24 protein-coding genes are annotated in these 25,735 nt (G+C 57.3%); 12 read left to right on the top strand and 12 right to left on the bottom strand.

Annotation, left to right across the window (positions count from 1 at the left end; genetic code table 11):
• Window positions 1–3: 3 nt before the first annotated feature.
• The 11 genes from FYM52_RS10000 to FYM52_RS10050 all read right to left on the bottom strand — a co-directional run bounded on the left by FYM52_RS10000 (window position 4) and on the right by FYM52_RS10050 (window position 12,421).
• Entirely contained in the window at window positions 4–1,413 is a 1,410-nt protein-coding gene (locus tag FYM52_RS10000) for a mannose-1-phosphate guanylyltransferase/mannose-6-phosphate isomerase (protein ID WP_154163971.1), read from the bottom strand.
• A gap of 249 nt (window positions 1,414–1,662) precedes the next feature.
• Window positions 1,663–2,343 (bottom strand): TylF/MycF/NovP-related O-methyltransferase, encoded by a 681-nt coding sequence (locus FYM52_RS10005; protein WP_154163972.1) that lies wholly within the window; start codon window positions 2,341–2,343, stop codon window positions 1,663–1,665.
• Between the two features lie 30 nt (window positions 2,344–2,373).
• Window positions 2,374–4,638, bottom strand: coding sequence for an N-acetylneuraminate synthase family protein (locus FYM52_RS10010; protein ID WP_154163973.1), 2,265 nt, complete (start codon window positions 4,636–4,638; stop codon window positions 2,374–2,376).
• Window positions 4,639–4,655: 17 nt separating this feature from the next.
• Window positions 4,656–5,327, bottom strand: coding sequence for a cytidylyltransferase domain-containing protein (locus FYM52_RS10015; RefSeq protein WP_154163974.1), 672 nt, complete (start codon window positions 5,325–5,327; stop codon window positions 4,656–4,658).
• Window positions 5,328–5,339: 12 nt separating this feature from the next.
• Window positions 5,340–6,224, bottom strand: a complete 885-nt coding sequence (locus tag FYM52_RS10020; protein ID WP_154163975.1) for a bifunctional 2-polyprenyl-6-hydroxyphenol methylase/3-demethylubiquinol 3-O-methyltransferase UbiG — start codon at window positions 6,222–6,224, stop codon at window positions 5,340–5,342.
• Window positions 6,225–6,298: 74 nt separating this feature from the next.
• Window positions 6,299–8,206 carry a hypothetical protein gene (locus FYM52_RS10025; RefSeq protein ID WP_154163976.1) on the bottom strand — a complete coding sequence of 636 codons (1,908 nt, stop codon included), beginning with the start codon at window positions 8,204–8,206 and terminating at the stop codon, window positions 6,299–6,301.
• A 57-nt stretch (window positions 8,207–8,263) separates the two neighbouring features.
• Window positions 8,264–8,905: an acetyltransferase gene (locus FYM52_RS10030; protein ID WP_154163977.1), complete on the bottom strand. Its 642-nt coding sequence runs from the start codon at window positions 8,903–8,905 to the stop codon at window positions 8,264–8,266.
• A gap of 8 nt (window positions 8,906–8,913) precedes the next feature.
• Window positions 8,914–9,654 (bottom strand): SDR family NAD(P)-dependent oxidoreductase, encoded by a 741-nt coding sequence (locus FYM52_RS10035; protein WP_154163978.1) that lies wholly within the window; start codon window positions 9,652–9,654, stop codon window positions 8,914–8,916.
• Window positions 9,651–10,691, bottom strand: a complete 1,041-nt coding sequence (locus FYM52_RS10040) for a ketoacyl-ACP synthase III (protein WP_154163979.1) — start codon at window positions 10,689–10,691, stop codon at window positions 9,651–9,653. Before FYM52_RS10040 ends, FYM52_RS10035 begins: the two co-directional genes overlap by 4 nt.
• Before the next feature lie 23 nt (window positions 10,692–10,714).
• Window positions 10,715–10,942, bottom strand: a complete 228-nt coding sequence (locus tag FYM52_RS10045; protein WP_154163980.1) for an acyl carrier protein — start codon at window positions 10,940–10,942, stop codon at window positions 10,715–10,717.
• Window positions 10,943–11,176: 234 nt separating this feature from the next.
• Entirely contained in the window at window positions 11,177–12,421 is a 1,245-nt protein-coding gene (locus tag FYM52_RS10050) for a flagellin (protein WP_154163981.1), read from the bottom strand.
• Between the two features lie 376 nt (window positions 12,422–12,797).
• Here FYM52_RS10050 and FYM52_RS10055 point away from each other — a divergent pair, with 376 nt between their 5' ends.
• The 6 genes from FYM52_RS10055 (at window position 12,798) to FYM52_RS10080 (ending at window position 17,983) form a co-directional block, all read left to right on the top strand.
• Window positions 12,798–13,991, top strand: coding sequence for a flagellin (locus tag FYM52_RS10055; protein WP_154163982.1), 1,194 nt, complete (start codon window positions 12,798–12,800; stop codon window positions 13,989–13,991).
• 190 nt (window positions 13,992–14,181) lie between these two features.
• Complete coding sequence (locus FYM52_RS10060; RefSeq protein ID WP_154163983.1) at window positions 14,182–15,375, top strand: flagellin; 1,194 nt, start codon at window positions 14,182–14,184, stop codon at window positions 15,373–15,375.
• Window positions 15,376–15,763: 388 nt separating this feature from the next.
• On the top strand, window positions 15,764–16,126 hold the full coding sequence (locus FYM52_RS10065) for a flagellar cap protein FliD N-terminal domain-containing protein (RefSeq protein WP_154163984.1): 363 nt from the start codon (window positions 15,764–15,766) through the stop codon (window positions 16,124–16,126).
• Complete coding sequence (gene fliD, locus FYM52_RS10070) at window positions 16,113–17,162, top strand: flagellar filament capping protein FliD (protein ID WP_154163985.1); 1,050 nt, start codon at window positions 16,113–16,115, stop codon at window positions 17,160–17,162. The genes FYM52_RS10065 and fliD overlap by 14 nt, the downstream gene beginning before the upstream one ends.
• Before the next feature lie 95 nt (window positions 17,163–17,257).
• Complete coding sequence (gene fliS / locus FYM52_RS10075) at window positions 17,258–17,668, top strand: flagellar export chaperone FliS (protein WP_154163986.1); 411 nt, start codon at window positions 17,258–17,260, stop codon at window positions 17,666–17,668.
• A gap of 66 nt (window positions 17,669–17,734) precedes the next feature.
• Complete coding sequence (locus tag FYM52_RS10080) at window positions 17,735–17,983, top strand: flagellar protein FliT (RefSeq protein WP_154164004.1); 249 nt, start codon at window positions 17,735–17,737, stop codon at window positions 17,981–17,983.
• A gap of 418 nt (window positions 17,984–18,401) precedes the next feature.
• On the opposite strand, the gene fliE is transcribed toward FYM52_RS10080, so the two are convergent.
• Window positions 18,402–18,725, bottom strand: coding sequence for a flagellar hook-basal body complex protein FliE (fliE, locus tag FYM52_RS10085; protein ID WP_042413820.1), 324 nt, complete (start codon window positions 18,723–18,725; stop codon window positions 18,402–18,404).
• A 181-nt stretch (window positions 18,726–18,906) separates the two neighbouring features.
• Here fliE and fliF point away from each other — a divergent pair, with 181 nt between their 5' ends.
• From fliF to FYM52_RS10115, 6 genes are read left to right on the top strand one after another with little or no spacing between them, the layout of a single operon-like run.
• Window positions 18,907–20,598 carry a flagellar basal-body MS-ring/collar protein FliF gene (gene fliF, locus FYM52_RS10090; protein ID WP_154163987.1) on the top strand — a complete coding sequence of 564 codons (1,692 nt, stop codon included), beginning with the start codon at window positions 18,907–18,909 and terminating at the stop codon, window positions 20,596–20,598.
• 47 nt (window positions 20,599–20,645) lie between these two features.
• The gene (gene fliG, locus FYM52_RS10095) at window positions 20,646–21,641 is read left to right on the top strand and encodes a flagellar motor switch protein FliG (RefSeq protein ID WP_042413549.1); all 996 of its coding nucleotides are present in this window, start codon (window positions 20,646–20,648) and stop codon (window positions 21,639–21,641) included.
• A gap of 31 nt (window positions 21,642–21,672) precedes the next feature.
• Window positions 21,673–22,488, top strand: coding sequence for a flagellar assembly protein FliH (locus FYM52_RS10100; protein ID WP_154163988.1), 816 nt, complete (start codon window positions 21,673–21,675; stop codon window positions 22,486–22,488).
• Between the two features lie 40 nt (window positions 22,489–22,528).
• The gene (gene fliI / locus FYM52_RS10105) at window positions 22,529–23,896 is read left to right on the top strand and encodes a flagellar protein export ATPase FliI (protein ID WP_225890718.1); all 1,368 of its coding nucleotides are present in this window, start codon (window positions 22,529–22,531) and stop codon (window positions 23,894–23,896) included.
• 21 nt (window positions 23,897–23,917) lie between these two features.
• Complete coding sequence (gene fliJ / locus FYM52_RS10110; protein WP_043382851.1) at window positions 23,918–24,382, top strand: flagellar export protein FliJ; 465 nt, start codon at window positions 23,918–23,920, stop codon at window positions 24,380–24,382.
• 2 nt (window positions 24,383–24,384) lie between these two features.
• Complete coding sequence (locus tag FYM52_RS10115) at window positions 24,385–25,620, top strand: flagellar hook-length control protein FliK (protein WP_154163990.1); 1,236 nt, start codon at window positions 24,385–24,387, stop codon at window positions 25,618–25,620.
• Window positions 25,621–25,735 lie beyond the last annotated feature (115 nt).

Raw genomic sequence — 25,735 nt, forward strand, 5'->3', positions numbered from 1 at the left:
AATTCAGTTATGGCGACCATAGCAATCATCGATTCTCAGAATATCGTCCTCGTTCAGATAAGCACCACTCTGGACTTCAATAATGATCAATGGTATTTTTCCTGGGTTAGATAGTCTGTGTATTTGCCCAGCCGGAATATAAGTGGATTCATTGGTCCTTACCAAGAATTGCTTATCGCCATTCACTACCTGTGCAATGCCCGCAACAACAATCCAATGTTCGCTGCGATGGTGGTGCATCTGTAGGCTCAAGCTCTGGCTTGGATTAACCTCGATACGTTTGATCTTAAATCCGATACCTTCTTCCAAAATACTGTAGGCCCCCCACGGGCGGCGTACGCAGTAGTGGTACTTATGGGCTTCATGATTCAGAGATTTGAGCTGATTAAAAATCTGCTTGACCTCTTGAGTTTTTGATTTATGGGCAACGAGCAATGCATCTGCTGTGTCCACGATCACCAAATCCTCAACGCCTACAGCGCCAATTACCCGATTTTCTCCCAAGACTGTGCAATTTTGGACTTGGTGTGTCAGTATATCTCCAAGCAGGCGATTTCCGTCCATGTCTGCTGGCTGTAAATTGCCTAGGGCATTCCAAGAACCTATATCGCTCCACCCAATATTGCATGGTACTACGGCCACTTTATGCGATTTTTCCATCAGTGCATAATCCAGAGATTCCTCGCGTACATGGGAAAATTTCAAGGCATCAAGTTCGAGTGATGCAGGGTTTTCAGGCTGTGCGGGAATGCTGCGTAGCGCATCTTCTAAAATGTCTGGGCAGTGCTGTCGCATTTCGGAAAGAAAATGGCCTGCTGTAAAGCAGAACATGCCGGAATTCCATAGAAAATTCCCATCTTCAATATAAGCGCGCGCTTTCTCCTCGGAGGGTTTTTCCACGAAGCGGATGGCCTTGCTGCCTTGTGCCTCGATATAGCCATAGCCGGTTTCCGGGGCCGTGGGGTGAATGCCGAAAGTCACCAGTTTGCCTGTTTGGGCCAGTGTCATGGCCGTGGCCACTGCTTGCGCAAAAGCCTGCTGGTTGGTGATGATGTGATCTGCTGCCTGTACCAGCATGAGCGCATCTTCGCCATGCTGGCGTGCAATCTGTGCGGCTGCCACGGTAACGGCTGGGGCTGTGTTGCGCGGACACGGTTCCAGGATGAAATGCAGAGGTAGTGCAGCGTCAGCCAATTCATTCCAATCGTCTTCTACCTTGAGTCGCAAATCCCGGTTCGTGACGACATATGCAGTCTGGGCCCCCGGCAGTTGCATGCAGCGCAGCAAGGATTTTTGCAATAGACTTTGACCGTCGGCCAAACGGAGAAACGGTTTGGGATGCTGTTCCCGGGAAAGAGGCCAGAGCCGCGCGCCAACGCCGCCGCACAAAATGACAGGAAAAACAGGCTGCATGAGAACTTGTGACGCGTCGGGCGTTGTATACAGAGACATGGGAAAAATAAGCGGTAAGCAACGTGTTTACGAGCTCGGCACCACTTTCAGTGAAAATTCAATAAAAGAAGCGCATAGCGCTTGTTTGTATTGAATTTCAGGTCGTTTTGTATCTGAAATCAAGCAATGGCAAGTGCATTAAGCTATTTTTTGTTGATTTCTAGGTTTTTAACAGCTGCATCAAGATCGTGAAAACCTTCTAAGAAGCAATCAGGCCGGCTTCTGGATATATGCGGGAATCTTGTAATGTGGAGTCTTTTGAATGTGCAAGCCATGTGTGCTTGCGAACTGGTCAACGGCCTCGGTCGCCCCCGCCACAGTGCCGTAGTCATCGATGACGATCAAACCCTGCGGCACGATATGCGCATACAAACGCTGCAAGGCATATTGTGTTGGCTCTTTGACATCCATATCAAGATGCAGCAGAGCAATACGGGTGGCCGGGTGTGAAGCCAGAAATGCATCCAGGGTGTGTAAAACATTTCCTGCAATCAATTCGATATTCTTGATGCCCTTGGCTTCAAATATGGCCGATACCTCTGCGAGGCTAAGCCCTTGGCCTCCGTTCTTCTCGAATGCTTCAATGAATTGATGGTCGGATGATAGTGATATTTGATCGCGTGGAAATTCTCCGAATGCATCAAATCCGAATATTTTTCTGGCATTGTCATTTTCAAGTGTTTGCCGGAAGGTGGCGAGACGAACCAGCGACGCCGCTTTGTAGACACCCAGTTCGAAGACATCCCCCGGAATCCCCACTATTTTTTGGTAGAGATCGTATTGCGCCAGCATTTTGTGAATGCGTGACGGGTGGGAAAACCAGTAAAAAGCATTCTCAAAGTCCCATGATTGGGATGACGACATTCCCCGGATATTGACTTCTGTATTCATAGCCTACAAGTGTGAAATAGATAAAAATGCTTAGTTTTTCTGCGTGGTGGCAGCGGCTATTTCCAAAAGCGACAAGGCTCGCCATGCGCCTTCGCCATGATTCTTGTGTCCTTGCCAGATTTCGGGAATGAAACTGGGTGGCTGAGGGCGTTCCAAGACGAGGCGGAACAACTCACCCCAATCCACGTCGCCGGCGCCAATCTGCAAGCCTTCGCCATCTACCCCCTGGGCATCCGCCAGGTGCATGTGCGCCGTGTAAGGCAGCACGGCACGCAGAAAGCCGACAAAAGACTCCCGGCGGTGATTGCAGGCCAGCTTGGAGTGCGAAACATCCAGACAAACGCGCATGCCCTGCTGGCGGCAGAACGCCGCGATGGAATCGGCATCGACGAACAGGTTGTGGAATTGTTGTCCCCCAAAGTGCCAGGGAAAGGGGGGCATGGTCTGGGGAATGATTTCCACGCCTTGCGTGTCGAGTTGCGCCAGGCTGTGCGCCAGCCGCTCGTATAAAGCCGGCAAGGCATCGGGCGGTAAATGGGCGGTGTGCGTGTGGCCACCGACGTTGGTGACAATGCGCGGCCGCTGTGTGCGTGGAAAATAAGGTGCCAGCTCCCGCGTCAGATTAATGACGCGCTGCAATTGCGCAATAGAGTGCTGGCGATAGCCGCCGTCCTGTGCGCAAAGATCCAACGTATGGTCGCCCGCAAAAAGCTCTGGGGCGTGTACCACGAAATCCATGTCGAGCGGCTCGGGGATAAAGCGACGGAAGTCCTGCTCTATGTCGTTGTAGCTGAGGTGAATCTCCAGCAAATCCATGTTGGACTGCACGCGCATGGTGTGCAGATCGTGGTAGCGCACGGGCACGCCCCAGGGTAGGGCAAAGCGATAGTTGCGTGCTTGTGCCTGGGTTTCGCCCAGGTCGGAGGGAAAGAAAAAATCGCCGGCTTTCTTTGCTGCAGACAGGGTTTTGCCGATCAATTCACTCTTGCGGTTGGGTTGCAGGCCCTGGCCGGGGCTGCGAACTTGCACCATGCCGGCCGTGACGATGGTTCCCGCTGGCAGATCCCGCGCGGCGACCAGGCTTTTGGCCAGATTCTCGCGGTTCATCAACTCGCCCTGCGACAGCTGCCGCTCGTCCTGCGTTCCCAGAGCTTCCTCGACCTGACGGATTCCCGCCACCATTTGCGCAAATTCCGCAGGTAGCAAACTGACCTTGTGGTCATTGCCTTCCAGCGACTTGTCCAGTGTGAAGTGTTTCTCGATGATCTTGGCGCCCAGGGCAACAGCCGCAATTGCCACGTGAATGTCGCGCTCGTGGCCCGAATAGCCCACCGGCCCGCCGCTGATTTCTTGCAAGTTGCGCAGGTAATGCAGATTGACGTCCTTGAACGGAGCCGGGTAGGTGGAGTTGCAATGCAGCAGCGCAAAGCTTGCGCCGAGATGCTGCAGATGGCGAGCGCCGTCGCGGATCTCCGACTCCGTGGACATGCCTGTGGAGCAGATCATGGGCTTGCCTGTCGCGGCAATGGCCGCCATCAGGTCATGGTTGGTGAAGTCCGCCGAGGCGAGCTTGTAGCCTGGCAGGCCGTAGGCCTGCAGCTTGTCCAGACTGGCATGGTCCCAGGGGGTGCAAAGAGGCACCAAACCTCGTTTGCGGCAGTGGTCGAAAGCGCGCAAGAGATCGGCATCATTGAGCTGGAAGCGGCTGAGCAAGTCCAGCGTGTACTGCGCGCCAAGATCTGCGCTGGCATCGTCGTGTCGGCCTGCATTGCGGTACAGCGATTGCATATCGCGCATTTGGAACTTGGCGCAGTCCGCACCTGCGGCGGCGGCCTCGTCGATCAGCTTGCAGGCCAGTGCCAAATCGCCTTGGTGGTTGTTGCCGATTTCCGCGATCACGAATACGGGTGCATGTTTGTCAATGATGCGGCCTTCCAGATCCAGACGCATCTTGCCGGTCAGGGCCACGGCTTTCAGGCGCTGGTGCGCATCGACCAGCGGAATGGCCTGCACCTTGTGGCTCAGCAGGCTGTGGATATGCTGGGGCGTATCCGTCTCCGATGCCCAGGTGGGCTGGCGGTTCATGACGCAGGCCATCGATACGCTTAAATCGATTTGGGGGCAACAGGTCAGCCAGCGGCGCAGGTCGCCGTCGGTCAGCACGCCTTCCAGAATTCCGCTTTCTGACACTGCAAAAATCAGGCGCGCTTCGTTGCTATTGATTTTGTGCAGGGCGCTGAGCAAAGTGTCCTCGGAGAACACGACAAACTTGGAGAAATTTCGGACGATGCGCATACGCTATTGTGCTGTGGCTATGCCGAGTGGGGGGCACGAAGGAGACGGGAGACTGTCTCCCAGTCCTGCGGTTCGTCGATCTCTACTGCCGTATGTTCCGGCATCTCAAAGATGCCGATCTTGCCGCCTAGGCGGCAACGGCTCGATTGCAGCATGGCCCGCCGCGTGATGTAGAAGGCACCGTTTTCCATTAACGTGCCCGGGAAATTCTGGCGTCGGGGGCGATGCAAAGGGTCGTAGTTGATGGGCGTGCCATCGTCATGCCAGAAAAAGCGCTTGGTGCGCACGGCGCTCAGCATGGCATCCAGTCCCTCGGCGTCGAATTGCACCAGGGCCTGTTGCAGGTGCTGGCTGGTCAACAGTGGTGAGGTGGCCTGAATGGTGACCAAGCACTCGAAGGGCAGTTGGTCCATGCAGTGCAGCATCACGGATTCCGTGGAGGCCTCGTCGGTGGCCAGTTCTGCGGGCCGGTCGATGAGACGCACCCCCAACCCCAAGTCTTGCACGGTGCGCCGGATGGCGTCACAGTCCGTGGATACGTACACGGCATCAATCAAAGGGCAGGCCACTGCGGCGCGTAGCACCCAGGCGCACAAAGGTTGCCCGCCCAGTGGGCGGATGTTTTTCATCGGGATGCTTTTGGAGCCGCCGCGCAGGGGGATCAAGGCAATACAGCTATGGGTGGTCATGCGCTTTCACTGTCACTGCTTTTCTGGCACGCGGGTTGTTGCAATCAACGTATCTGTCCTGTCTAGGCGGGACAGCATGGCCTCGTACTCGCTGTGTAGGCCTGCTGAATTTAGGAGTGCCCAGGCGTCATGTCCTCCGGGCTTTTGCCGAACTAGCCAGTGCAGATGGTTGGACAGTGGGTAGCGTTGCTTCCCGCTGACCTGAATCTGTGAAAAACCCGCATGCGCAAGCAAAATTTCTAAGCTCTGTCGTGTGTGCAGTACCAAGTGCTCGCTCCAGAACGTGAAACGCTTGAATGCCTCACAGTCGTACAAGGTGAAGAGAGCATCGCGTGCGTGCGGCACTTCGATCAACAGGGTGCCACCGGGGCGCAGACGTTCTCGGATTTGGATTAGGGTTTGTAGTGGCGTGGTCAGATGCTCTAGGACATGGAACATCGTGATTATGTCGAGCGATTGCACGGGCACTTGATCCAGATTGCAGACGATACTGTGGCCTTTAGATGCTGCAATGGCCGCGCGCTCTTTACTAGGCTCCAGCCCCTGCGCCGAGATGGGGTGTCTTTGCATGGCATGCAGCAATCCGCCAAGACCACAGCCAAAATCCAGCCAACGCTTGCCGTGCAGCAGGGAGCCAAATTCCTCGGCGCGCCGGAGATCGTCAGAGAGGCAGGGAGACTCGACGATGCTCTCCTGTACGACATATCCTGCTTGTTCCTGCTTTTCCTCGTAGTAGCGAGATGACATGTGCTCTGAACTAGAGAGCATTATCACGTTAGTTACGGGATCACGCAGGACGGCAATATCGTTGCGATCCCGCACGCGAGGATAAAAAGATTGCAAACGTTGAATATTAATAATATTCAACTTCTCGAATTCAAAGGCAAGATTATGCATAAGCAGGCTTTATGAATTTTCATGAGTTAATGAGGTTGTGCTATATTTTTTAAATAAGGGTGCCGCCTTGTGATTTAAATCACATCTTCCATTCTAAAAAAATCTAGAGGAAGATTGGGAGATTTGGTTATCTTTCCAAGGGTTCTTCCTTCTTGTCGAAAGATTTTTTCTGCCGTGGCGATGGATATTTTCATTGATTCTGATAAGTATTCGGAAGATGTATTCCACGTTGGGTTGAATTCCCCGTAGAAATAAGGCTTGGTGTAGTCTAAATCAACGCCAGCCAGATAAACCTCCTTGTATCCCATCCAATAGGCATATTGGATCATTACAAAGGTGGTTGTTCCTCCGTCAAGCAAATAAAGAGACGGATTGATTTTTATATCGTCAGTAGGATTTTCGAAGAATTTTATAATGTTGTCTGGATAGGTGATGGTTTTTTTTGAAAAATCAGGTCTTTGATTATCTATTTCTTTTTTTACAACTCTTGAAAAAAAGCCAACCTCAAAATCCAAGTCAAGAATACGATTTCCAGCTTTGTGGATTCCGATAACATCGCTCAAAAAATAATATTTTGGATGGAATGGAATTTTGAGCTCGTCCATTCTGTATGCGTTGTTACACCAGAACGTATCCATCTTCATCAGAGTATTCAACTCAAGATCCAAAATGGAAGCTGAATTTCCGAATATAAATGCCTTTTGGCCTAGCTTGGTATTCTTTATTTTTTCTATTGGGGAGCTCTCTGAAGAATTGAGTGGTGTGCTATTTTGCAATGCGTTTTCTAATTTTCCAATTCTTTCGTTTAAGGCACTCAGTCGATGATTGACAACAATTCCTCCTGACCTGAGGTATGCCATTGCCGGCTGCGCACGCTCCCAATTGACGACCCTTTCAAAATCTCCCCACTGGTTCATCATATCTCGAGCATAATTTCTGGATATGTTTCTGATGTGGTGAATTTTGGGTTCATCTTTGATCTCAAAAATTTCGTTCCAGAATGATGGGGAAATGAGGTCTTCTAGATAAAATTGATGGTGGTGATCGCTGCTTGTTATGCCGATAACATCTACTGAGCGCTCTCTCAAAGAGCGAGATTTCTTGTTAAAATAAAAGGCTTCTTGATGAGATGCAGCGTTGATGCTAAGAAACTCAAAACGATCATGGGATGCCAGTAGCTGATATTTGTTCTGCGGGCAATATTGAATTGATCGGCTGAGAGAGGTCTCTAGTTTTTTGCGTTCTTTTGCGAAGAAATTATTTTCGTACTCTCTGGAGGTGTCTCTGAGTAAAAGTATTTTTCTTTCGGCTGCAATTTTAAGAATATCTTTGGAGAAATCAGCAAGGCAGGCCGTTTCTCCCGTGGGTAAAGTAAGTTCTTTGGATCCGGGGTATTGATAGTCAATAATAAGTGAATCAGTAACGTCAAATTTTAATCGTAATTCAGTTTCGAATCTTTTTCGGTGCATTCTTAAATTCGCCCCAAGCAAGCTGGCCTCCAGGCGGATTTCTTCGTCGGATACTGAACGTTTGATTATGTTTTGTTTTATTTTCTCATGATTCGTATAAATTGCTATAAGACGGTCTCTCGGAAATTCTATGGGAGAAAGGCTGATGTCCATGAAGCTGATGTCGTGGGCTTTCAGTCCTTTTGAAAGCCATGGTGGAGTGCCTGCGGAAATAAGGAATTTATTATGAAGAAAGCTAAAAAAATATTCGGATGCCTGAAGCGGCATCTCATGGTAAGTCATTCTCCATATATCAGCATCCTCCTGGAGAGAAGTCTCATTTTTTATGAGATTCTTGAATTCGGTCGGATTGAACCCATCTAGGTTAATCAGCAAGTTTTTGGGGTTGAATATTGGACTCTTCAGACCTAAGCCGATGTGCAAAGGAGCATAGATGATATCCAGCAAGCCTTCTGATATATGGTCCTGTGGATTCAAAAAATCAAAGAAAAAGGCGATGGAATGTTTTTTCATGCTTAACTTAATGCATGCATATGAAATGCATTCGAGATGGCTGATCTGCCAGCGAGATTAAGTGGAGATAACTCTGGCTGGATTGCCGAATACCGTGACCCGAGGCGGCACGTTTTTAAGCACGACTGTTCCAATGCCTATGGTGCTTTCCTCGCCCAAAGTGACACCCTTGGCGATGGTTGCACGCGGATGAATCGCTACACCATCTTGCACGCGTACGCTGCCCGAAAGAAAACTCATGGCGCCAAGCATGCAATGGGTTCCGATTTTTACGTCATGGCCGACGACGACGTAGGTGTCGATATAGCTGTAGTCGCCAATTTCGCAATCGGTGGAGATGACCGCGCCAGGTGTCAGGAAAACGCCTTGACCTATGCGGGCCCGGGCTGCGATCGAGGCTTGACGTGTATAGCTATAAAAGCTGGCGCCTTGCTGGATCAATGGCTCCAGCAGATTTTTGCGCCACCGTGGGTCTCCTATCGCAGGGATAAAAATTTCATCGTCCTGTGGCTGGTAGGTCAGAGGAGAGCCAAGTACGCTGTTTTGCAGGTCAGCGGGCAGTTCCAAGTTGGTGCGGGTGTCGAGAAAACCCGCCAGTGTGTATTCGCGGGCAACTTCTTCGTCTTGGCTCAGCACATCATGGACGATGCGGCCCAGGCCGCCGGCTCCGACGATGATCAGTTTCTTGCGTGGTTGCATGGGACATATCAGCCTACGGTATGGCCGCCGTCGAGAATCAGCGTTGTGCCTGTGATCCAGCGGCTTGCTGGCGAGAGAAAAAAGATAGCCGCATTGGCGACGTCTTCGGGCAGTCCCAGCCCCAGTGGGTAATTTTTGATGGTTTCATCAAGGCCACCCGTGGTGCTGAGTGCTGCTTCGAACATGGGCGTTTGCACAAGACCTGGTGCCAGGCAGTTGACGCGGATGCCTTTTTTCGCGACTTCCATGGACAGGCTGCGTGCCATGGCTTCCACTGCTCCTTTGCTGGCGGAATAGGACGAGACACCGTGCACGCCGATATGGGCAGAAATGGACGAGATGAAAACAACGGCACCGCCTTGCGGAATGGCATTTCTGAGCAGCAATTGCTGTGTCAGCAGCATAGGGCCGACCAGATTAGCAGCGAGTTGGCTTTCGATATGCGGGCGTGTGGCCAGTCGCAGCGGCGCTAGCAATGAGATGCCGGCACCATGTACCACGCCATCGATCTTGCCGAGTGCAGTCACCGCAGATTTGACAGCGGCGTCATCGCACAGATCCAGTGGTAGAGCCCGATGCCCGGTGCCGGACATGGCTTGCAGCGTGTCATCCAGTCTTTGGGCATCGCGCCCTGAGGCGATGACATGGGCGCCGGCCTGGGCGCAGCTCAATGCAATTTGCCGGCCAATGCCCGAGCTTGCACCGGTGACCAGAATGGTTTTGTCGTTGAGGCTGAATGCGGATGTCATGACACCACCAGTTCGGGAAATCGCACGTGCTCGTCAACTTCCAGCAGGCACGAGCCCCATGACAGACCAATACCAAAGCCGCTGAGCAACAAGTGCTTGGATTGGCTGCGCAATGCCTCGCGCAGCCGCGCCGTGATGGTGATGGGCAAAGAGGCGCCGCTGGTATTGCCAAAGTCATGCAGGGTGGACGGCACTTTTTCTACTGTCAGTCCCAGCTTCTTGCGGATGGTGTCGTTGATCATGCGGTTGGCCTGGTGGAAAACGAAGTAATCCACAGCATCCTTGGGCGTGTTCGCATATTCCAGCAGCCGGTTGACTGCTGGCGGAACGCGCTGTGTCGAAAAGCTCAGCACGGCGGGGCCGTCCAGTTGAAACGCCCCTGGCCATTGCTTCAGGCCATTTTCATCACGTGTGGGAATCAGGTGTTCGGGGCCGAACGGCTCGCGGTGCCCGCCTGCGGGCATCATGATGGCTTTGTAGCCGCTGCCGTCGCTGTTCAGGTCGAAGTACATGGGAGGGGCGCTGGCATCGAACTCCAGAGCTGTCGCTGTGCCTGCGTCGGAAAAGAGAGGATCTTGCACGGATGCGCACTTGTCCCCAACAAGAATCAACCCCTTCTTGATGCCACCGGCAGCAATCATGCTGCCCAGCAGGTGCAGGCCAAATGGGTAGCCGGAGCAACCCAGGTTTACGTCGAAGGCAACGGCGGTCTGGGGTAGGCCCAGCCGATCCTGCAGGATGATGGCTGTGGAGGGGGATAAGTAGTCCGGGGATTGGGTAATGACGATCAGGGCATCAATCTCTTCGCGCTGCCATTGCAAGCTGTCGAGCAGCTTTTGCGTGGCATTGAAAGCTAAATCGGAAAAACACTGCCACTCATGACAAATGCGGCGGTTCTGGATGCCGATATTGCGCACCAGCCGTTCACGCTCTGATTTCAGTTGCGGTGGGCAATCCAGCAGGTTGTCGAGAATCCGCCGGGGCACGCAACTTGCCATACCCGCAAAGCGGACGTTATGCAGTGTGGACAGCGCCATGGTGATGCCTTTCCTGTCCGGGTTTAGCCGAGCAATTTGTACAGATCGGTCAATGTGGTGCAGTGCTTCAGATCATCACCAGTGATGGTTTTACCAAAGTCCACGTCGAACATCACGATCACGCCCAGCGCGGCCAGTGAGTCCCACTCTGGCAGGTCTTTGAGCACGGTGTCTGGCGTGACTTCCACGGCCTCCTGGAAGTCTACGGCAGTCAAAAAGCTTTCGATAAATTGGTCGATGGAAATCGTCATGGTGTGTCGTTATTGCAAGATGTGAAGAAAACTGTCAGTCATCATAGATGCTGGGCAACACGTGCCGGCGGTAGCGCAGTGTGTTCAGATCACGGCGTTTCCATAAAAAAATAGCTGCTACCGCTTGTTGCATATTGATTTCAGCTAAAAAAATAGCTGAAATTCAATAATAACAAGCGCTAACAGCTAGTATTTTTATAGCTTCGGTGAGTGCGGCATTGCTGCTGCCCTTGCTTAGCCTTGCAGCAGTTTCAGCACGTTTTGTGGAATCTGGTTGGCTTGCGCCACCATCGCCGTGCCTGCTTGCTGCAGGATCTGGGTGCGGCTGAGGTTGGCGGTTTCCATCGCAAAATCGGCATCTACAATGCGCCCGCGAGCGGCAGACAGGTTTTCCACCTGGATGTCGATGTTGTTGACCGTGTTCTCAAAACGTGCCTGCACGGCACCCAAGGTGGCGCGAGCGCTGTTGACCTGGTCTACGGCGCTGTCAATCTTTTTCAGTGCAATCCATGCGCCGGCTTGTGTGCTGACATCAATATCTTCAATGCCGCGTGCATTGTCCACAGAGCCGGTGCTCCCAGCGCCGCCGGTAATATCAACATTTGCCGGGTCTAGTCCGGTCTCTTCTGGTGTGAAGCCTGTGAATGCCACAGAGACTGGCTCACCATTCGCATCCAGCTTTTCAGACAGAACTTCTACCTTGTATTGTTCCGTGCCTTCGATCTTGGTCAGATAGGCGGTCACGCCAGTGTCAGCGCTTTTTTGGTTGATGGCTTCCACCACTTGGCCCAGGCGTTGCTGAGGGCTGTCGGCTTTGGGCAGCGTGCCCAGGGAAACCGGTGTGCCGCCATTCACGGTGATGCTCACAGAGGCAGATGCAACGCTGAATGTGCCTAGAGGGTCAGTTACAGCCAGGGGCTGGGCTGTTTCAACGGCAGTTTCGCCAGAGGTGGCGTACGACACCGACGACAGCTGCGACGAGCGCGTATCCACCAGGGCGCCCAAGGTGATGTTGTCGCCGGAGTTGGCGCCCACCTGGAACACGGCACCGGCAAAGCTGCCGTCCAAAATTTTGGTGCCGTTGAAATTGGTTTGCTTGGCTACGCGATCAATTTCTGCCGCCAACTGCCCCACTTCGGCCTGTAGGGCCTCGCGGTCGCTTTTGCTGTTGGTGGCGTTGCCGGCTTGCACGGCCAGCTCACGCATGCGTTGCAGCATGTCTCCCACCTTGCCCAGCGCGCCTTCGGCGGTTTGCGCCAGCGAGACTCCGTCGTTGGCATTGCGCGAGGCCACGGTCAAACCCTTGATCTGGGTATTCATGCGCTCGGAAATGGCCAAGCCTGCAGCGTCGTCCTTGGCGCTATTGACACGCAGGCCCGACGACAAACGCTGCATGGTGGTGTTCAGAGACTGCCCCGACAGCGTCAGGTTCCGCTGCGCGTTGATCGAGGCAAGGTTCGTGTTGATAGTTGCGGCCATTGCTGTGTTTCCTTTGGAAAAGCGGGTTGCTGTGCATCGCTGCAGGCACCATGGGCACGAATGAGCAGCAGGCAACGCTAGCGATAGGAAGGATTCTTCCTTGGCTCTGGGGTGTGCATACCTTGAATAAGCACGTGCTTTTCCCAGCTTCTTTGGGTTTCGGATGAGGTGTGGTGCGTGGTGATTTAGAGCATGGGTGTGTGGTGTTGCCAAAAAAAGTCTAAAGAAAAAAAAAAGTACTCCGATAACAGTTTTGTACGGAGCAGGCGTGCGGTTCTAAACAAAGAGCTGCATACCAAGGCACAAAGAGGCCTCTAGCTTGTTTCGACAAAGCAAACATTCAACCGTCGATACGCAAACGTAAAGGAATCGCACCATGGCCATGACCATCAACACCAACGTCGTCTCCATCAACGCGCAGCGCAATCTGAGCTTGTCAGGTGGTTCTTTGGGTGTCTCCATGCAGCGCCTGTCTTCCGGCCTGCGCGTCAACAGCGCCAAGGACGACGCTGCGGGCTTGGCGATTGCCGAGCGAATGAGCACCCAGGTGCGTGGTTTGGCCGTGGCCTCGCGCAATGCGAACGACGGTATCTCGCTGGCGCAGACTGCTGAAGGTGCACTGGGCAAGGTGGGCGACATGCTGCAGCGCATGCGTGAGCTGGCCGTGCAGTCCAGCAACGCCACCAACAGCAAGTCTGACCGCGAAGCTCTGCAGGCCGAGTTGTCGCAACTGCGCGATGAAGTGGACCGCGTCGCCAAGACCACTACCTTCAACGGCCAGAAGTTGCTGGACGGCCAATTCTCTGGCGGGGTGTTTCAGGTGGGCGCCAACGCGGGCGACAACATCACCGTGGGCGCGCTGGCCAACACCAAGGTGGATCAGTTGGGTCAGTCCACGTATGGCAAGGGTGCGGATATCACTGCTGCAACGGTCAAGACCCAAGCGCAGGCTTCGATCTCTCAAGGGTCTGTGACCATCTCGATCACCGGTGCAAATGGCAAATCTGTCGACGCCAAGATCGAAAAAGATGTCAACGTTACAGAAGACGAAGCACTGGGCAAGGTGATTGCTGCGATCAACTCCAAGACCGCTGATACCGGTGTGACGGCCTTCCTGAGCGAAGACAAGACCAAGATTGAGCTGCGTGCGACCGAGAACCAGGGCGACGGTGAAGATATTGCTGACATCCGGATCGACACCAGCAGCAGCATCGCTGCGGTCGATGTGACGGCTGGTTTCACCGCTGCTGGCGGTAAAGGCATCGACGCGATCAAGATCGATACCCAGGCCGGTGCCTGGGAAGCGTTGCAACGCATTGACAGTGCTTTGGACAAGGTCAGCTCCGCCCGTGCCGAGCTGGGCGCCATTCAGACGCGCTTTGAGAAGTCGATCGAGAACATCGACATCATGGCCGAGAACATCACGACAGCCCGCGGCCGCATCACCGATGCTGACTTTGCCAAGGAGACTGCGAACCTGAGCCGCACGCAGATCCTGCAGCAAGCGGGTACAGCCATGGTGGCACAGGCCAACCAACTGCCTCAGCAAGTGCTGAGCCTGCTGAAATAAGCCAGGTCGTAAAAGTTATGCAGCGTCGGGTTGTTTACCTCTTCAAACAGCAACCCGCCGATGCAGCAAGAAACGGGGGCGCCTAAACCTCCGCACCAAAAGCCCAAACCCATGCATTTGAAGAGTCATATTTCAGAGCTTGGGCAAAGGCGTATCACTGAAGATCGATCCATCACGAAGGGGAATCAAAATGGGTATGTCAATTAACACCAACGTTGTGTCCATCAATGCCCAGCGCAATCTGGGGTTGTCAGGCAGTTCGCTGGCAACTTCGATGCAGCGCCTGTCTTCCGGTCTGCGCGTCAACAGCGCCAAGGACGACGCTGCGGGCTTGGCGATTGCCGAGCGCATGAGCACCCAGGTGCGTGGTTTGGCCGTGGCCTCGCGCAATGCGAACGATGGCATTTCGCTGGCGCAAACCGCCGAAGGGGCGCTGGGCAAGGTGGGCGACATGCTGCAACGCATGCGTGAGCTGGCCGTGCAGTCCAGCAACGCCACCAACAGCAAGTCTGACCGCGAAGCCCTGCAAGCCGAGCTGTCGCAATTGCGCGATGAAGTGGACCGTGTGGCCAAGACCACCAGCTTCAACGGCCAGAAACTGCTGGACGGCCAATTCACCGGTGCGATGTTCCAGGTGGGTGCCAACTCCGGCGACAACATCACCGTGGGTGCGCTGGCCAACACCAAGGTGGCTGAGCTGGGCAACTCCACGTATGGCAAGGGTGCGGATATCACTGCTGCAACGGTCAAGACCCAAGCGCAGGCTTCGATCTCTCAAGGGTCTGTGACCATCTCGATCACCGGTGCAAATGGCAAATCTGTCGACGCCAAGATCGAAAAAGATGTCAACGTTACAGAAGACGAAGCACTGGGCAAGGTGATTGCTGCGATCAACTCCAAGACCGCTGATACCGGTGTGACGGCCTTCCTGAGCGAAGACAAGACCAAGATTGAGCTGCGTGCGACCGAGAACCAGGGCGACGGTGAAGATATTGCTGACATCCGGATCGACACCAGCAGCAGCATCGCTGCGGTCGATGTGACGGCTGGTTTCACCGCTGCTGGCGGTAAAGGCATCGACGCGATCAAGATCGATACCCAGGCCGGTGCCTGGGAAGCGCTGCAGCGCATTGACCAGGCGATTGACAAGGTGAACACGGCCCGTGGCGAACTGGGTGCGATTCAGACGCGCTTCGAAAAAGCTGTGGAGAACATCGACATCCAGAGCGAGAACATCACGACAGCCCGCGGCCGCATCACCGATGCTGACTTTGCCAAGGAGACTGCGAACCTGAGCCGCACGCAGATCCTGCAGCAAGCTGGCACAGCCATGGTGGCCCAGGCCAACCAGCTGCCCCAACAGGTGCTGAGCCTGTTGCGTTAAGACGGCTGCGTCCTGGCCTGCCCTTGCTGGTGGTCGGGACGATCGGATGAACGTTTTGCTTTTGATGACAGCCTTGTGCAAGCAGGGCTGTCTTTTTTATATACGCAGCGCGTTTGGGGTATTTTTGTCTGCAGAAGCTTGTGCATCCACGTGGGTATGACAAGCAGGTTGAGGTTCAAAGTTCTAAAGTTTTGTCTTCGACTGCCGATGGAGCATGTAAGAGCTGCGTTGTTGTACTCGGGTCAACTGGATTGACGGGTACTACAGGTTTTTTTCAAGCTTTTGCATTGGTGTAGTCAGCGTCACAATCTGCTGTGGTGTGTCTTGCCTGTATTTGCAGGGGGCAACCATCAAACAATGCGCAGCACGTTATTCAGGAGGTTTCACCATGGCAATTTCATCGGCTGGTATCGGTAGCGGGTTGGATGTTGCCAAGATCGTCGAACAGATGGTGACTGCTGAAAAAACGCCGCTCAAGAAGCTGGAAGCGCGTGCGGAAGGCATTCAGACCCAGATTTCGGCGTATGGTGAAATCAAGTCGCTGACATCGACTTTGGGTGACATTGTTTCCAAACTGTCTCGGGACAGTGCCTGGAATGGGGTGAATATTTCCACCAGCAATTCCACAATTTCTGGAAGCATGACGGGGATTGCTACACCGGGGGCCTACAACATCAGTGTCACGCACTTGGCCCAGGCGCAGACCACGATCGTGGGGGGGGGCTGCGGCTGCGGCTTTGGCCAAAGATGAAACAATGGGCGCATCCGGAAAAATCACCCTCAAAATGGGTGCGGGTGCGAGTCAGGTGGTCAAAGAGCTGGATATTTCCAGTGCTGACACGTTGACCAAAATTGCTGTCAAGATCAACGATGCAGGCATGGGAGTTCAGGCCTCTGTGGTGACTGATGTGAATGGCAAGGAGCGCCTTATGCTGCGCTCCAAAGACAGTGGGACCAGCAACAGCTTTAGCGTGGACATTGCCCCTGCTTTGGCAAAACTGGGGCAAGTGGAGGCGCAACCTGCTCAAAACGCTGTCATTAAGCTGAACGGAGTGACTGTGGAGTCAGCCAGCAATACGTTCGCGAACACCTTGCCAGGTCTGTCGTTCACGGTGTCGGAGGTGACTACGAATCCTGCGACTTTGACGGTCAAGCAAGACACCGAGTCCATGAAAAAGAACATCCAGGAATTTGTGGATGCTTACAACGCCTTGAACGATCTGCTGGCCAAATCGACCAAGGCGGTGCGCACGGCGGATGGCAAGGTTGACGAGTCCGCGCAAAGCAGTGGTGCTGGGGTGCTACAAGGGGACAGCGCGACAGTGAGCTTGCAAAATTCCTTGCGTATGTTGACCATGGGGATCTCGGGTTCCGATGGCGCATTCAAGCGCTTGTCGGAGATCGGTATTCAGATGCTGGAAGGCGGTAAATTGTCGGTGGATGCGACCAAGCTGGACAAGGCGCTGACCTCGGTGGACGATCTGAAGGGATTGTTTGCGCACAAGGCGGACAGCTTGGGCCAGAACGGTGGTATTGCCGTGAACTTCAAGGGTTTTACGGACAAGCTGCTGGCCTACGAAGGCACGCTGAATAACACGTCGGATGCGCTGGAGAAGAAACTCAAGAGCAATGCGGCAGAGCAGACCAAGGTCAACGAGCGCGCCACGGCCTTGGAGGAGCGGCTGTACAAACAGTATTCGGCGCTGGACGTAAAAATGTCCTCGCTGAATGCCCTGAACTCCTACGTCTCGCAGATGGTGACGACGTGGAACAAGTCCTCGAGCTGATTCGGGTACCAGGTTATTTTTCGGATTTTTTGAGTTCGTGCGTGTGGCTGTGCAATCCAAGCAGAACGCGTCCGAATTAGAGTAAGGAACAACACATGTTTTCTTCTACAGGCTACGGGGCAGCCAATGCCTATCGTCAGGTGGGTGCCCACTCGGGTGTCGAGAACGCTTCCCCGCACCAACTGATCCAGATGCTGTTTGATGGCTTGTTCCAGTCGCTGAACGCAGCGCGTGGTGCCATCGAGCGTGGCGAAGTGGAGGAAAAAGGTCGCCACATTTCCAAATCCGTACGCATTTTGCAAGAGGGTTTGGTCATGGGTCTGGACCTTGAAAAAGGTGGTGAATTGGCGGCTAATTTGAAGCTGCTGTATGACTATTCTGTGGCCCAATTGACCAAGGCAAACATCCACAATGATGTGGCATTGGTGGAAGACGTCATCAAGGTTTTGCAGCCCGTGGCGCAAGGCTGGAAAGAGATTGGAACCGCAGCCAACCCTGTGATGTGAGGGGGTGCTGTGCAGGAGAACAGATTGCTCGATTACTACAAGGCCATTGAGGCCAAGAGTGCCGAAATGCTGGCAGCAGCGATGCAGCAAAACTGGGGCTGCGTGGTGGAGTGTGAGAAATCGTGCGCCGTGCTGATTGGCGAGCTGCGCGTGCAGTCGCAGGAGCTGGTGCTGACGCCGGCGCAGCGCAAGGAAAAGACGCGCATCATGCAGAGCATCTTGCGCAATGACGCGCAGATTCGGGTGCTGGCCGAGCCGTGGCTGGCGACGCTGGAGCACCTGGGCAAGGTGCCGGCCAGCTCGGTGTTGCACTGAGGTGGGCGCTGCGTCCTGCTAGGTGGTTAGGTCCTTGGTGGGGACACAAGCCGCATGCTGTAAGGCATGCGGCTTTTTTCATGCCTCGTCCGGGGCAGTCAGATCTGGGTGTTGGTGTGGTTGGTGCCGTTGAAACCGCCAGGAGCTGAGTCCCAATGTTTTTGATAGCTGCTAGCGCTGGTCTATGAAGAACTTCAAGGTATTAATGACCTGAAGGGACCGATGGATGTGCGCGGTTCGCTCATTTTTTCTGAGCTGAAAGGCCTGTGGACCTGCTTGCGTGGCGATGGGCAGTGGCCAGGTTCGCGCGCAAAAAAGACCGCAACCCGAGGGGTGCGGTCATCAAGATTTTTTGAAGGGGCGAGCGTTAGGGCAGGGCGCAGGCCGGGGTGGCCACTCGTCCTGCACAGGCAGGTGCTCAGACTTGCATGTTCATGACATCGGTATAGGCCTGCACCAGGCGGTTGCGCACATGCAGGGTGGCTTGGAAGCCGATTTGCGCCTTCTGCATGGCCACCATGGTTTCTTCCAGGCTGACCGAGGGATTTTCCATCTGCACTTCTTGCTGCAGGTGGCTGGAGTGGTTCTGGGCGGCGCTGACGGAGCGCAGCGCGTTTTCCAGGGCGTGGCTGAAACCATGGCCGTCTGCTTCGGCCTGCTGCACAGGCTTGGTCAGGCGTTGGGCCATATCGCTGGAAATGGGTGTCAGCGCAGAGTTGGTGCTTTGCAGGCGCAGGTCCATGGTGTTCATCCCTAGGTTGTTCTTGATTGATGGCGCAATCGTAGGCAAATGCAAACCTGGCATCTGTGCGAATAAATGGGGAAACGGCCGCCTTATCGGGGGAACGCTGGCAAGGGAAGTCCGAATAATCGGCAGCACGTTGGGCTCCGTGTCGGGCCTGAGCTCCCATTTGGAAAAGAACATGTCTGCAGTTGCTGAAATTCCTGTTGCTGAGAACCCCCCTGCCGCAAGCCCGATGAACTGGCAGCAGCGGGTGGCAAGCCTTGATCGCAATCAGCGCATCCTGATCGGCGCTGTGGGCGCGCTGGTGGTCGCCGGTCTGGTGGCGGCCTTGATGTTCAGCCGACAGCCCGATTACCGCGTGCTGTTCTCCAATCTGAGCGACAAGGACGGTGGCGCCATCGTCACGCAGCTGGCGGCCATGAACGTGCCCTACAAGTACACCGAAGGTGGTGGTTCGATCATGATCCCCGCGGACCGGGTGCACGATGTGCGCCTGAAGCTGGCGACCCAGGGGCTGCCCAAGGGCGCAGTCTCCGGCTTCGAGATCATGGAGAACAGCAAGTTCGGCATCACCCAGTTCCAGGAGCGCGTGAACTACCAGCGCGGCCTGGAGGGTGAGCTGACCCGCTCCATCATGGGCCTGTCGGCCGTGCAGAACGCCCGCGTGCACCTGGCCCTGCCCAACCAGAATGGTTTTTTCCGTGAGCAGCAAAAGCCTTCGGCCTCCGTGCTGCTGACCCTGTACCCCGGTCGCATGCTGGACCGCACGCAGATCGCGGGCATCGTGCACCTGATTTCTTCCAGCGTGCCGGAAATGCTGCCCAGCGCGGTCAGCGTGCTGGACGACTCGGGCAAGCTGCTGTCGCAGACGGGCAACCCTGAAGACAGCCCCGTCAACGTCCAGCAGCTGATGTACCAGCAACAGCTGGAAAAGCAGTACACCCAGCGCATCCTGGACATCCTGGAGCCGGTGGTCGGCAAGGGTAATGTGAAGGCGCAGGTGACGGCCGAGCTGGACTTTTCGCGCACCGAATCGACCTCGGAGCTGCATGCCCCCAACCAAGGCCAGGCCGCGAGCGCGGTGCGCAGCCAGCAGGTGCTGGAAAGCACCGGCGAGAAAGAGCCCGTGCCCCCGACCGGCGTGCCCGGTGCCGTCAGCAACCAGCCCCCGCAGAACGCGGCTGCGCCCATCAACGGCGCGGCCCCCACGCTGCAGGCGGCCAATGGCCAGCAGACCAACATCATGGCCATTCCCGGCAGCAAGCGCGAATCGGTCACCAACTATGAAGTGGACAAGACCGTGCGCGTGACCCGCAACAGCACGGGCTCCATCAAGCGCATGACGGCTGCGGTGGTGGTGAACTACCTGCCCGGCACAGCGACCGAGGCCGGCGCGGCCGTGACGCCCCAGGCCATGACCGAGGCGCAGCAGGCACAGATGCTGGCCCTGGTGCGCGAGACCATCGGTTTCAACGCGGAGCGCGGGGATTCGGTCAATCTGATGAACACGCCCTTCCAGCAGGAGCTGCGCCTGGCTTCGGACCTGCCGATCTGGCAGCAGCCCGAAACGATCGATCTGGTGCGCTCCATCGCCTGGCCGGTGGGCCTGGTGCTGGCGGCCCTGATCCTGATGTTCGGCGTGGTGCGTCCGATCCTCAAGGCCCGCAAGAAGAAGGAGCTGGCCCAGCAGCTGGATCTGCTGGAGGCCGAAGAGCTGGAGCGCCCAGCACTGGCCGCGCCGCCCAAGCCGGGCGAGCCCACCCCCGAGGAGCTGCGCCTGGAGCAGGCGCGTGCCCTGGCCAAGCAGAACCCGATTGCCGTGGCCAACATCGTCAAGACCTGGGTCAATGGCAGCGATGGCAGCCACTGATCCTGACCGCTGGCACCTAACTATCTACAGAACACAAAGAGTTTGCTATGGATGATCGAGGTCTGAACGACGCCGCCATTTTGCTGATGTCCCTGGGCGAGGAAGAGGCGGCCGAGGTTTTCAAGCACCTGTCGCCCAAGGAAGTGCAGAAGCTGGGTGAGACGATTGCCCGCATGCGCGGGGTGTCCAAGGAAAAAGTGGATTTCGTGATCGCGCGCTTCACCGACGACTGCGCCGCCCAGAGCCTGCTGGTCGAGGACGCCAGCGACTACGTCAAGTCGGTGCTGCGCCGTGCGCTGGGAGATGACAAGGCTGCGCTGCTGCTGGACCGCATCTTGCAGGGCGGGGACGTCTCGGGCATTGAAAGCCTGAAGTGGATGGACCCGATCTCGGTGGCGGAACTGCTGCGCAACGAACACCCGCAGATCGTGGCGGCCATCCTGGTGCACCTGGAGTTCGACCAGGCCGCGGCGGTGCTGATGCAGCTGCCCGAGCGCATGCGCAGCGAAGTGATGTTGCGCGTGGCCACGCTGGAAGGTATCCAGCCTTCGGCGCTGAAGGACCTGAACGAGGTGCTCTACAAGGTGCTGGCCGGTGGCGACAAGATCCGCAAGACCTCGCTGGGCGGTGTCAAGGCTGCGGCCGAGATGATCAACCTGCTGGGCGGCAATGCCGACGTGGCGGTGCTGGACACCATCCGCAACTACGACGCAGACCTGGCGCAGAAGATCATGGACAAGATGTTCGTGTTCGACGACCTGGTCAAGCTGGACGACCGCTCGCTGCAGCTGGTGCTGCGCGAGGTGGCGTCCGAGACGCTGATCATCTCGCTCAAGGGCGGCTCCATGGAAGTGCGCGACAAGATCCTGGCCAACATGTCCATGCGTGCGGCCGCGGCCCTGCGCGAAGACCTGGAAGCGCGCGGCCCCATGCGCCTGTCCGAGGTGGAGGCGCAGCAAAAGGAAATCCTCAAGGTGGTGCGTCGCTTGGCGGACGAAAACCAGATCACGCTGGGCGGTGGCCCAGAAGACAGCTTTGTCTAAGGCCAGTCCTTCGCAGTTCCAGTAGGTTGACATGACACGCTTTATTCCCAGCGAAGAGATTGACGAGCAGCAGGTGCGGCACTGGCACTTTGGTGGTGTCCGCAATGGCACCTTCAACAAAGGCTTTGCGGCCATGCCCGAGATGACCTCGGACCCCGCCTTGCTGCCCTTGGCCGAAGAGTCCGTGGCGGAGCCGCAGCCCGAGGAGCTGGAGGCCGCGCCCGTGCCCGAGCTGGAGCTCGATGATGTGCCCCTGCCGGTGCCTGGGATTTCCGAGGAAGAGCTGCAGCAGCAACTGGAACAGGCCCGCCAGGAGGCCTATGCCCAGGGCCTGGAGCAAGGCCAGCAGCAGGCGGCCCAGGAATGGCAGGCCCGCATGGCCGACTACCAGAACAACCTGGGCCGTGAAACGGCACAGCGCCTGAACGAGGTGCTGCATGCGGCACAGACCGGGGTGCAGGGTCTGCAGCAGCAGATGGCACCCGACTTGCTACAGCTGGCCGTGGACATCGCGCGCCAGGTGGTGCGCCAGGAACTGCGCTGCAACCCCCAGGCCCTGCAACCCGTGGTGGCCGAGGCCCTGGACATGCTGGGGGCCGACACCAAACCGGCCGTGGTGCGCCTGAATCCCGAGGATTTCCAGCAGCTGCAGGCCCACCTGCGCGCCGCCTTGCCCAATCCCAAGTTGGAATGGCTGTCCGACCCTACCGTGGCCAAGGGCGGCTGCCTGGTGGAAAGCCAGGGCGCGCAGATCGATGGCAGCCTGGAGCGCCGCTGGCAGCGTGCCGTGGCGGCGCTGGGCCTGGTGTCGACCTGGTACGACGGTGGAGCCGGCCATGGCAACTGACCATTCGCCCATCGGCGCCGCAGTGGTGCAGTTGCAGGACATGCTGCGGGTGGGGCGCGAGCGCGTGAACCAGCCGCTGCCCTTGCACAGCCACGGCACCTTGACGCGGCTGACCGGCCTGGTGCTCGAGGCCAGTGGCCTGCGCGTGCCCGTGGGCTCGCAATGCCATCTGCAGATGCCCGGCCAGGAGCCGGTGCTGGCCGAGGTTGTGGGTTTTGCCGGCGATCGGGCGTTCCTGATGCCGGCCGGCGACATCCAGGGTTTGTCGTGCGGGGCGACCGTCACGCCTGCCGAGCCGTTTGTGCCGCCGCTGCGCCTGGGGGATACCGAGGCGCCGTCCCTGGCCACGGGCGTGCTGCGCCTGCCCATGGGCGATGGCTTGCTGGGACGCGTGGTCGACTCGCAGGGTGTGGCGCTGGACCACGGCGGCGCGCTGGTGAACGTCGTGTCCGAGCCGTTGGACCGCGAGCCCATCAATGCCATGGAGCGCGCCCCGGTGCGCGAAAGCCTGGATACGGGCGTGCGGGCCATCAACAGCCTGCTGACCGTGGGGCGTGGCCAGCGTCTGGGCCTGTTTGCGGGTTCGGGCGTCGGTAAATCGGTGCTGCTGGGCATGATGGCGCGCTTCACCCAGGCCGACGTGATCGTCGTGGGCCTGATCGGTGAGCGCGGCCGCGAGGTCAAGGAATTCGTCGAGGACATCCTGGGCGCCCAGGACCGCAGCCGCGCGGTGGTGGTGGCGGCGCCGGCCGATGCCCCGCCGCTGCTGCGCATGCAGGGGGCCACCTACGCCACGGCGATTGCCGAACATTTCCGCGACAAGGGCAAGCATGTGCTGCTGCTCATGGATTCGCTGACCCGGTATGCCCAGGCCCAGCGGGAGATTGCGCTGGCGATTGGCGAGCCACCCGCCACCAAGGGCTATCCGCCGTCCTGCTTTGCCAAGCTGCCGGCCCTGGTCGAGCGCAGTGGCAACGGCTTGAATGGCGTGGGGTCGATCACGGCCTTCTACACCGTGCTGTCTGAAGGGGACGACCAGCAGGACCCGATTGCGGACGCTTCGCGCGCCATCCTGGATGGCCACTACGTGCTGTCGCGGGCCCTGGCGGAACAGGGGCATTACCCGGCCATCGATATTGAGCAGTCGGCCTCGCGGGTGATGCACAACGTCGTCAGCCGGGAGCATTTTGAGTTAGCTAGACGGTTTAGGGCCGTCTATTCGCGCTATCAAAAAAGCAAGGATTTGATACAAGTAGGAGCTTATGTCAACGGCTCCGATCCCCAGGTCGACGAGGCCATCCGCCTGCAACCGGCGATGGCCACGTTCCTGCAGCAGACCATGTTCGAGTCTGCTTCCATGGACGAGAGCCTGGCGCAAATGGCTGATGTCCTGCAACAGCCGGCTTGAGACAACTAGAGGATGCTGGGAATGTCGTCACTCAATGCACTGATGATCGCGATCGAAATGGCCACGCGCAAACGCGACGAGGCGCGCCAGGCCTTGCGCGAGCGTCAGCATGCCCACGATGCCGCCAGGTCCCAGATGGAGCAGCTGGACAACTACGCCCGGGAAATGCAGCAGCGCTGGGGGGCCAGCGAAGGGGCGGCCATGAAGCCCGAGGTGATGTTCCACCACGGCCAGTTCATGGACCGGCTGCAGCATGCCATCAACCTGCAAACCAAGGTGATGGCAGACCAGGCGATCCGCCTGGAAGCGGCGCAGAAGGCCTTGATGGCGACGGAGCTGCGCCTGAGCAGCCTGAACAAGGTGGTGGAAACCCGCCGCCGCGATATCGCGCTGGCGCAGATGCGCCGCGAGCAAAAGCAGACCGATGAGCGTGCGGCTCTGCAGTTCATCGGCCGCACGTTCGGCTTGCAGTTTCAAGAGGTCTGAGCATGGATATTCAAGCAGCGAACACGCCGACCAAGGCGAAGGCCGCGGCCAGCGACAAGCAGGACAAGAGCAAGGTGGAAGACGGGCGCGAAGGGGCGCCCGCGTTTGCCCAGCTGTTGCAAGGCCTGCAGCCTCCCGCCACGCTCGAAGCCCGGGCGGCGGCGCAGGATGCGCTGGAGGCACGGCAGTTGCCGGCCACCGAGCTCGTGCAGGTCGACAGCGCCGTGCTGCGCGATGGCTTGTCCACCGGCTTGGACCTGGGCAGCCTGGTGGGCCAGACGGCGCTGCTGGATGACCGTGCCGATGCGGCGCTGCAAAACGGCAGCTTTGTGCTGGCGCAGCAGGCGGCGGGCCGTGCCAGTCCTGCAGGTTGGGGGGCCCAGCCACATGTGGCGGCAGGCCAGGCCGTGGCGACCGTCGCGGCCGGCGTGCAGTCGGCCCTGCCCTGGGTGGCGGAAGGTGGTGCGGCGGCCGCGGTGGTGAAGGTGGCCACGGAAGTCGCCGGTCTGGTCGAGGATGGATTGCAGGCCGTGGCCGATCTGGTGCAGCCGGACACGCCAGCCTCCGAGGGGCGTGTCAATCTGCTGGGGGCCTGGAAACTGGAAGACCCGCAGGCCATCCCCTCGCCAACGCTGCAACGCGTCATTGGTCAGGTGGAGCAGTGGGCGGCCGCAGGCGCAGGCCTGCAACCCAAGGCCACGGAGCGTGCCGAGGGCAGCAAGTCGGCGCAGGATGCGGTGGCGGGCATGTCCGCGGCGCAAGGCAGCGGCACCCGTTTGACCGAGAACGCGGTGCGCGAGACCCAGCAGGCCCAGGATGCGCAGTGGGAGGCCCAGGCCGACGTGCCGGTGGAAGACATGCGCTTTTGGCTGCAGGGCAAGCAACAGCGCGCCGAGGTGGTCCTGGACCAGGATGGGCAGAACGTGCGGGTGCAGGTCTCCGTGCGCGGCAACGAAGCCCATGTGACTTTCCAGGCCGACCAGCAGCACACCCGGGCGGTGCTGGACAACAGCCTGGCGCAGTTGCGCGAGATGCTGGAGCAGCAGGGTGTGGCCCTGGCGGGGGTGTCCGTGCAGGCCCAGACCTCGGACGGGCAGCAGGCCGGCGCAGGCGTGCAGGAGCGCGGCAATGGGTGGGCGCCGCAAGGGGCCGCACGCCATGCCCAGGTGGCAGTGCCTGAGGCCGGGGTCAGCGGCGCGCAGCGCCCGCGCAGCCAGGGCCTGGACGTCTATGCCTGAGGGCGGCGTACGCCCGCTGCGGCGGGTGGCCGATTTGTTTGGCGGCTGTTTGAGCCTTTTATTCTGGCTATGATTTCCGGTTTCTCCGAAATAATTAACCCGTTGCGCGCAGATT

Origin of the sequence: Comamonas sp. CAH-2, from assembly GCF_009668305.1 — a bacterium.
GTDB classification, from domain to species: Bacteria; Pseudomonadota; Gammaproteobacteria; order Burkholderiales; family Burkholderiaceae_C; genus Comamonas; species Comamonas aquatica.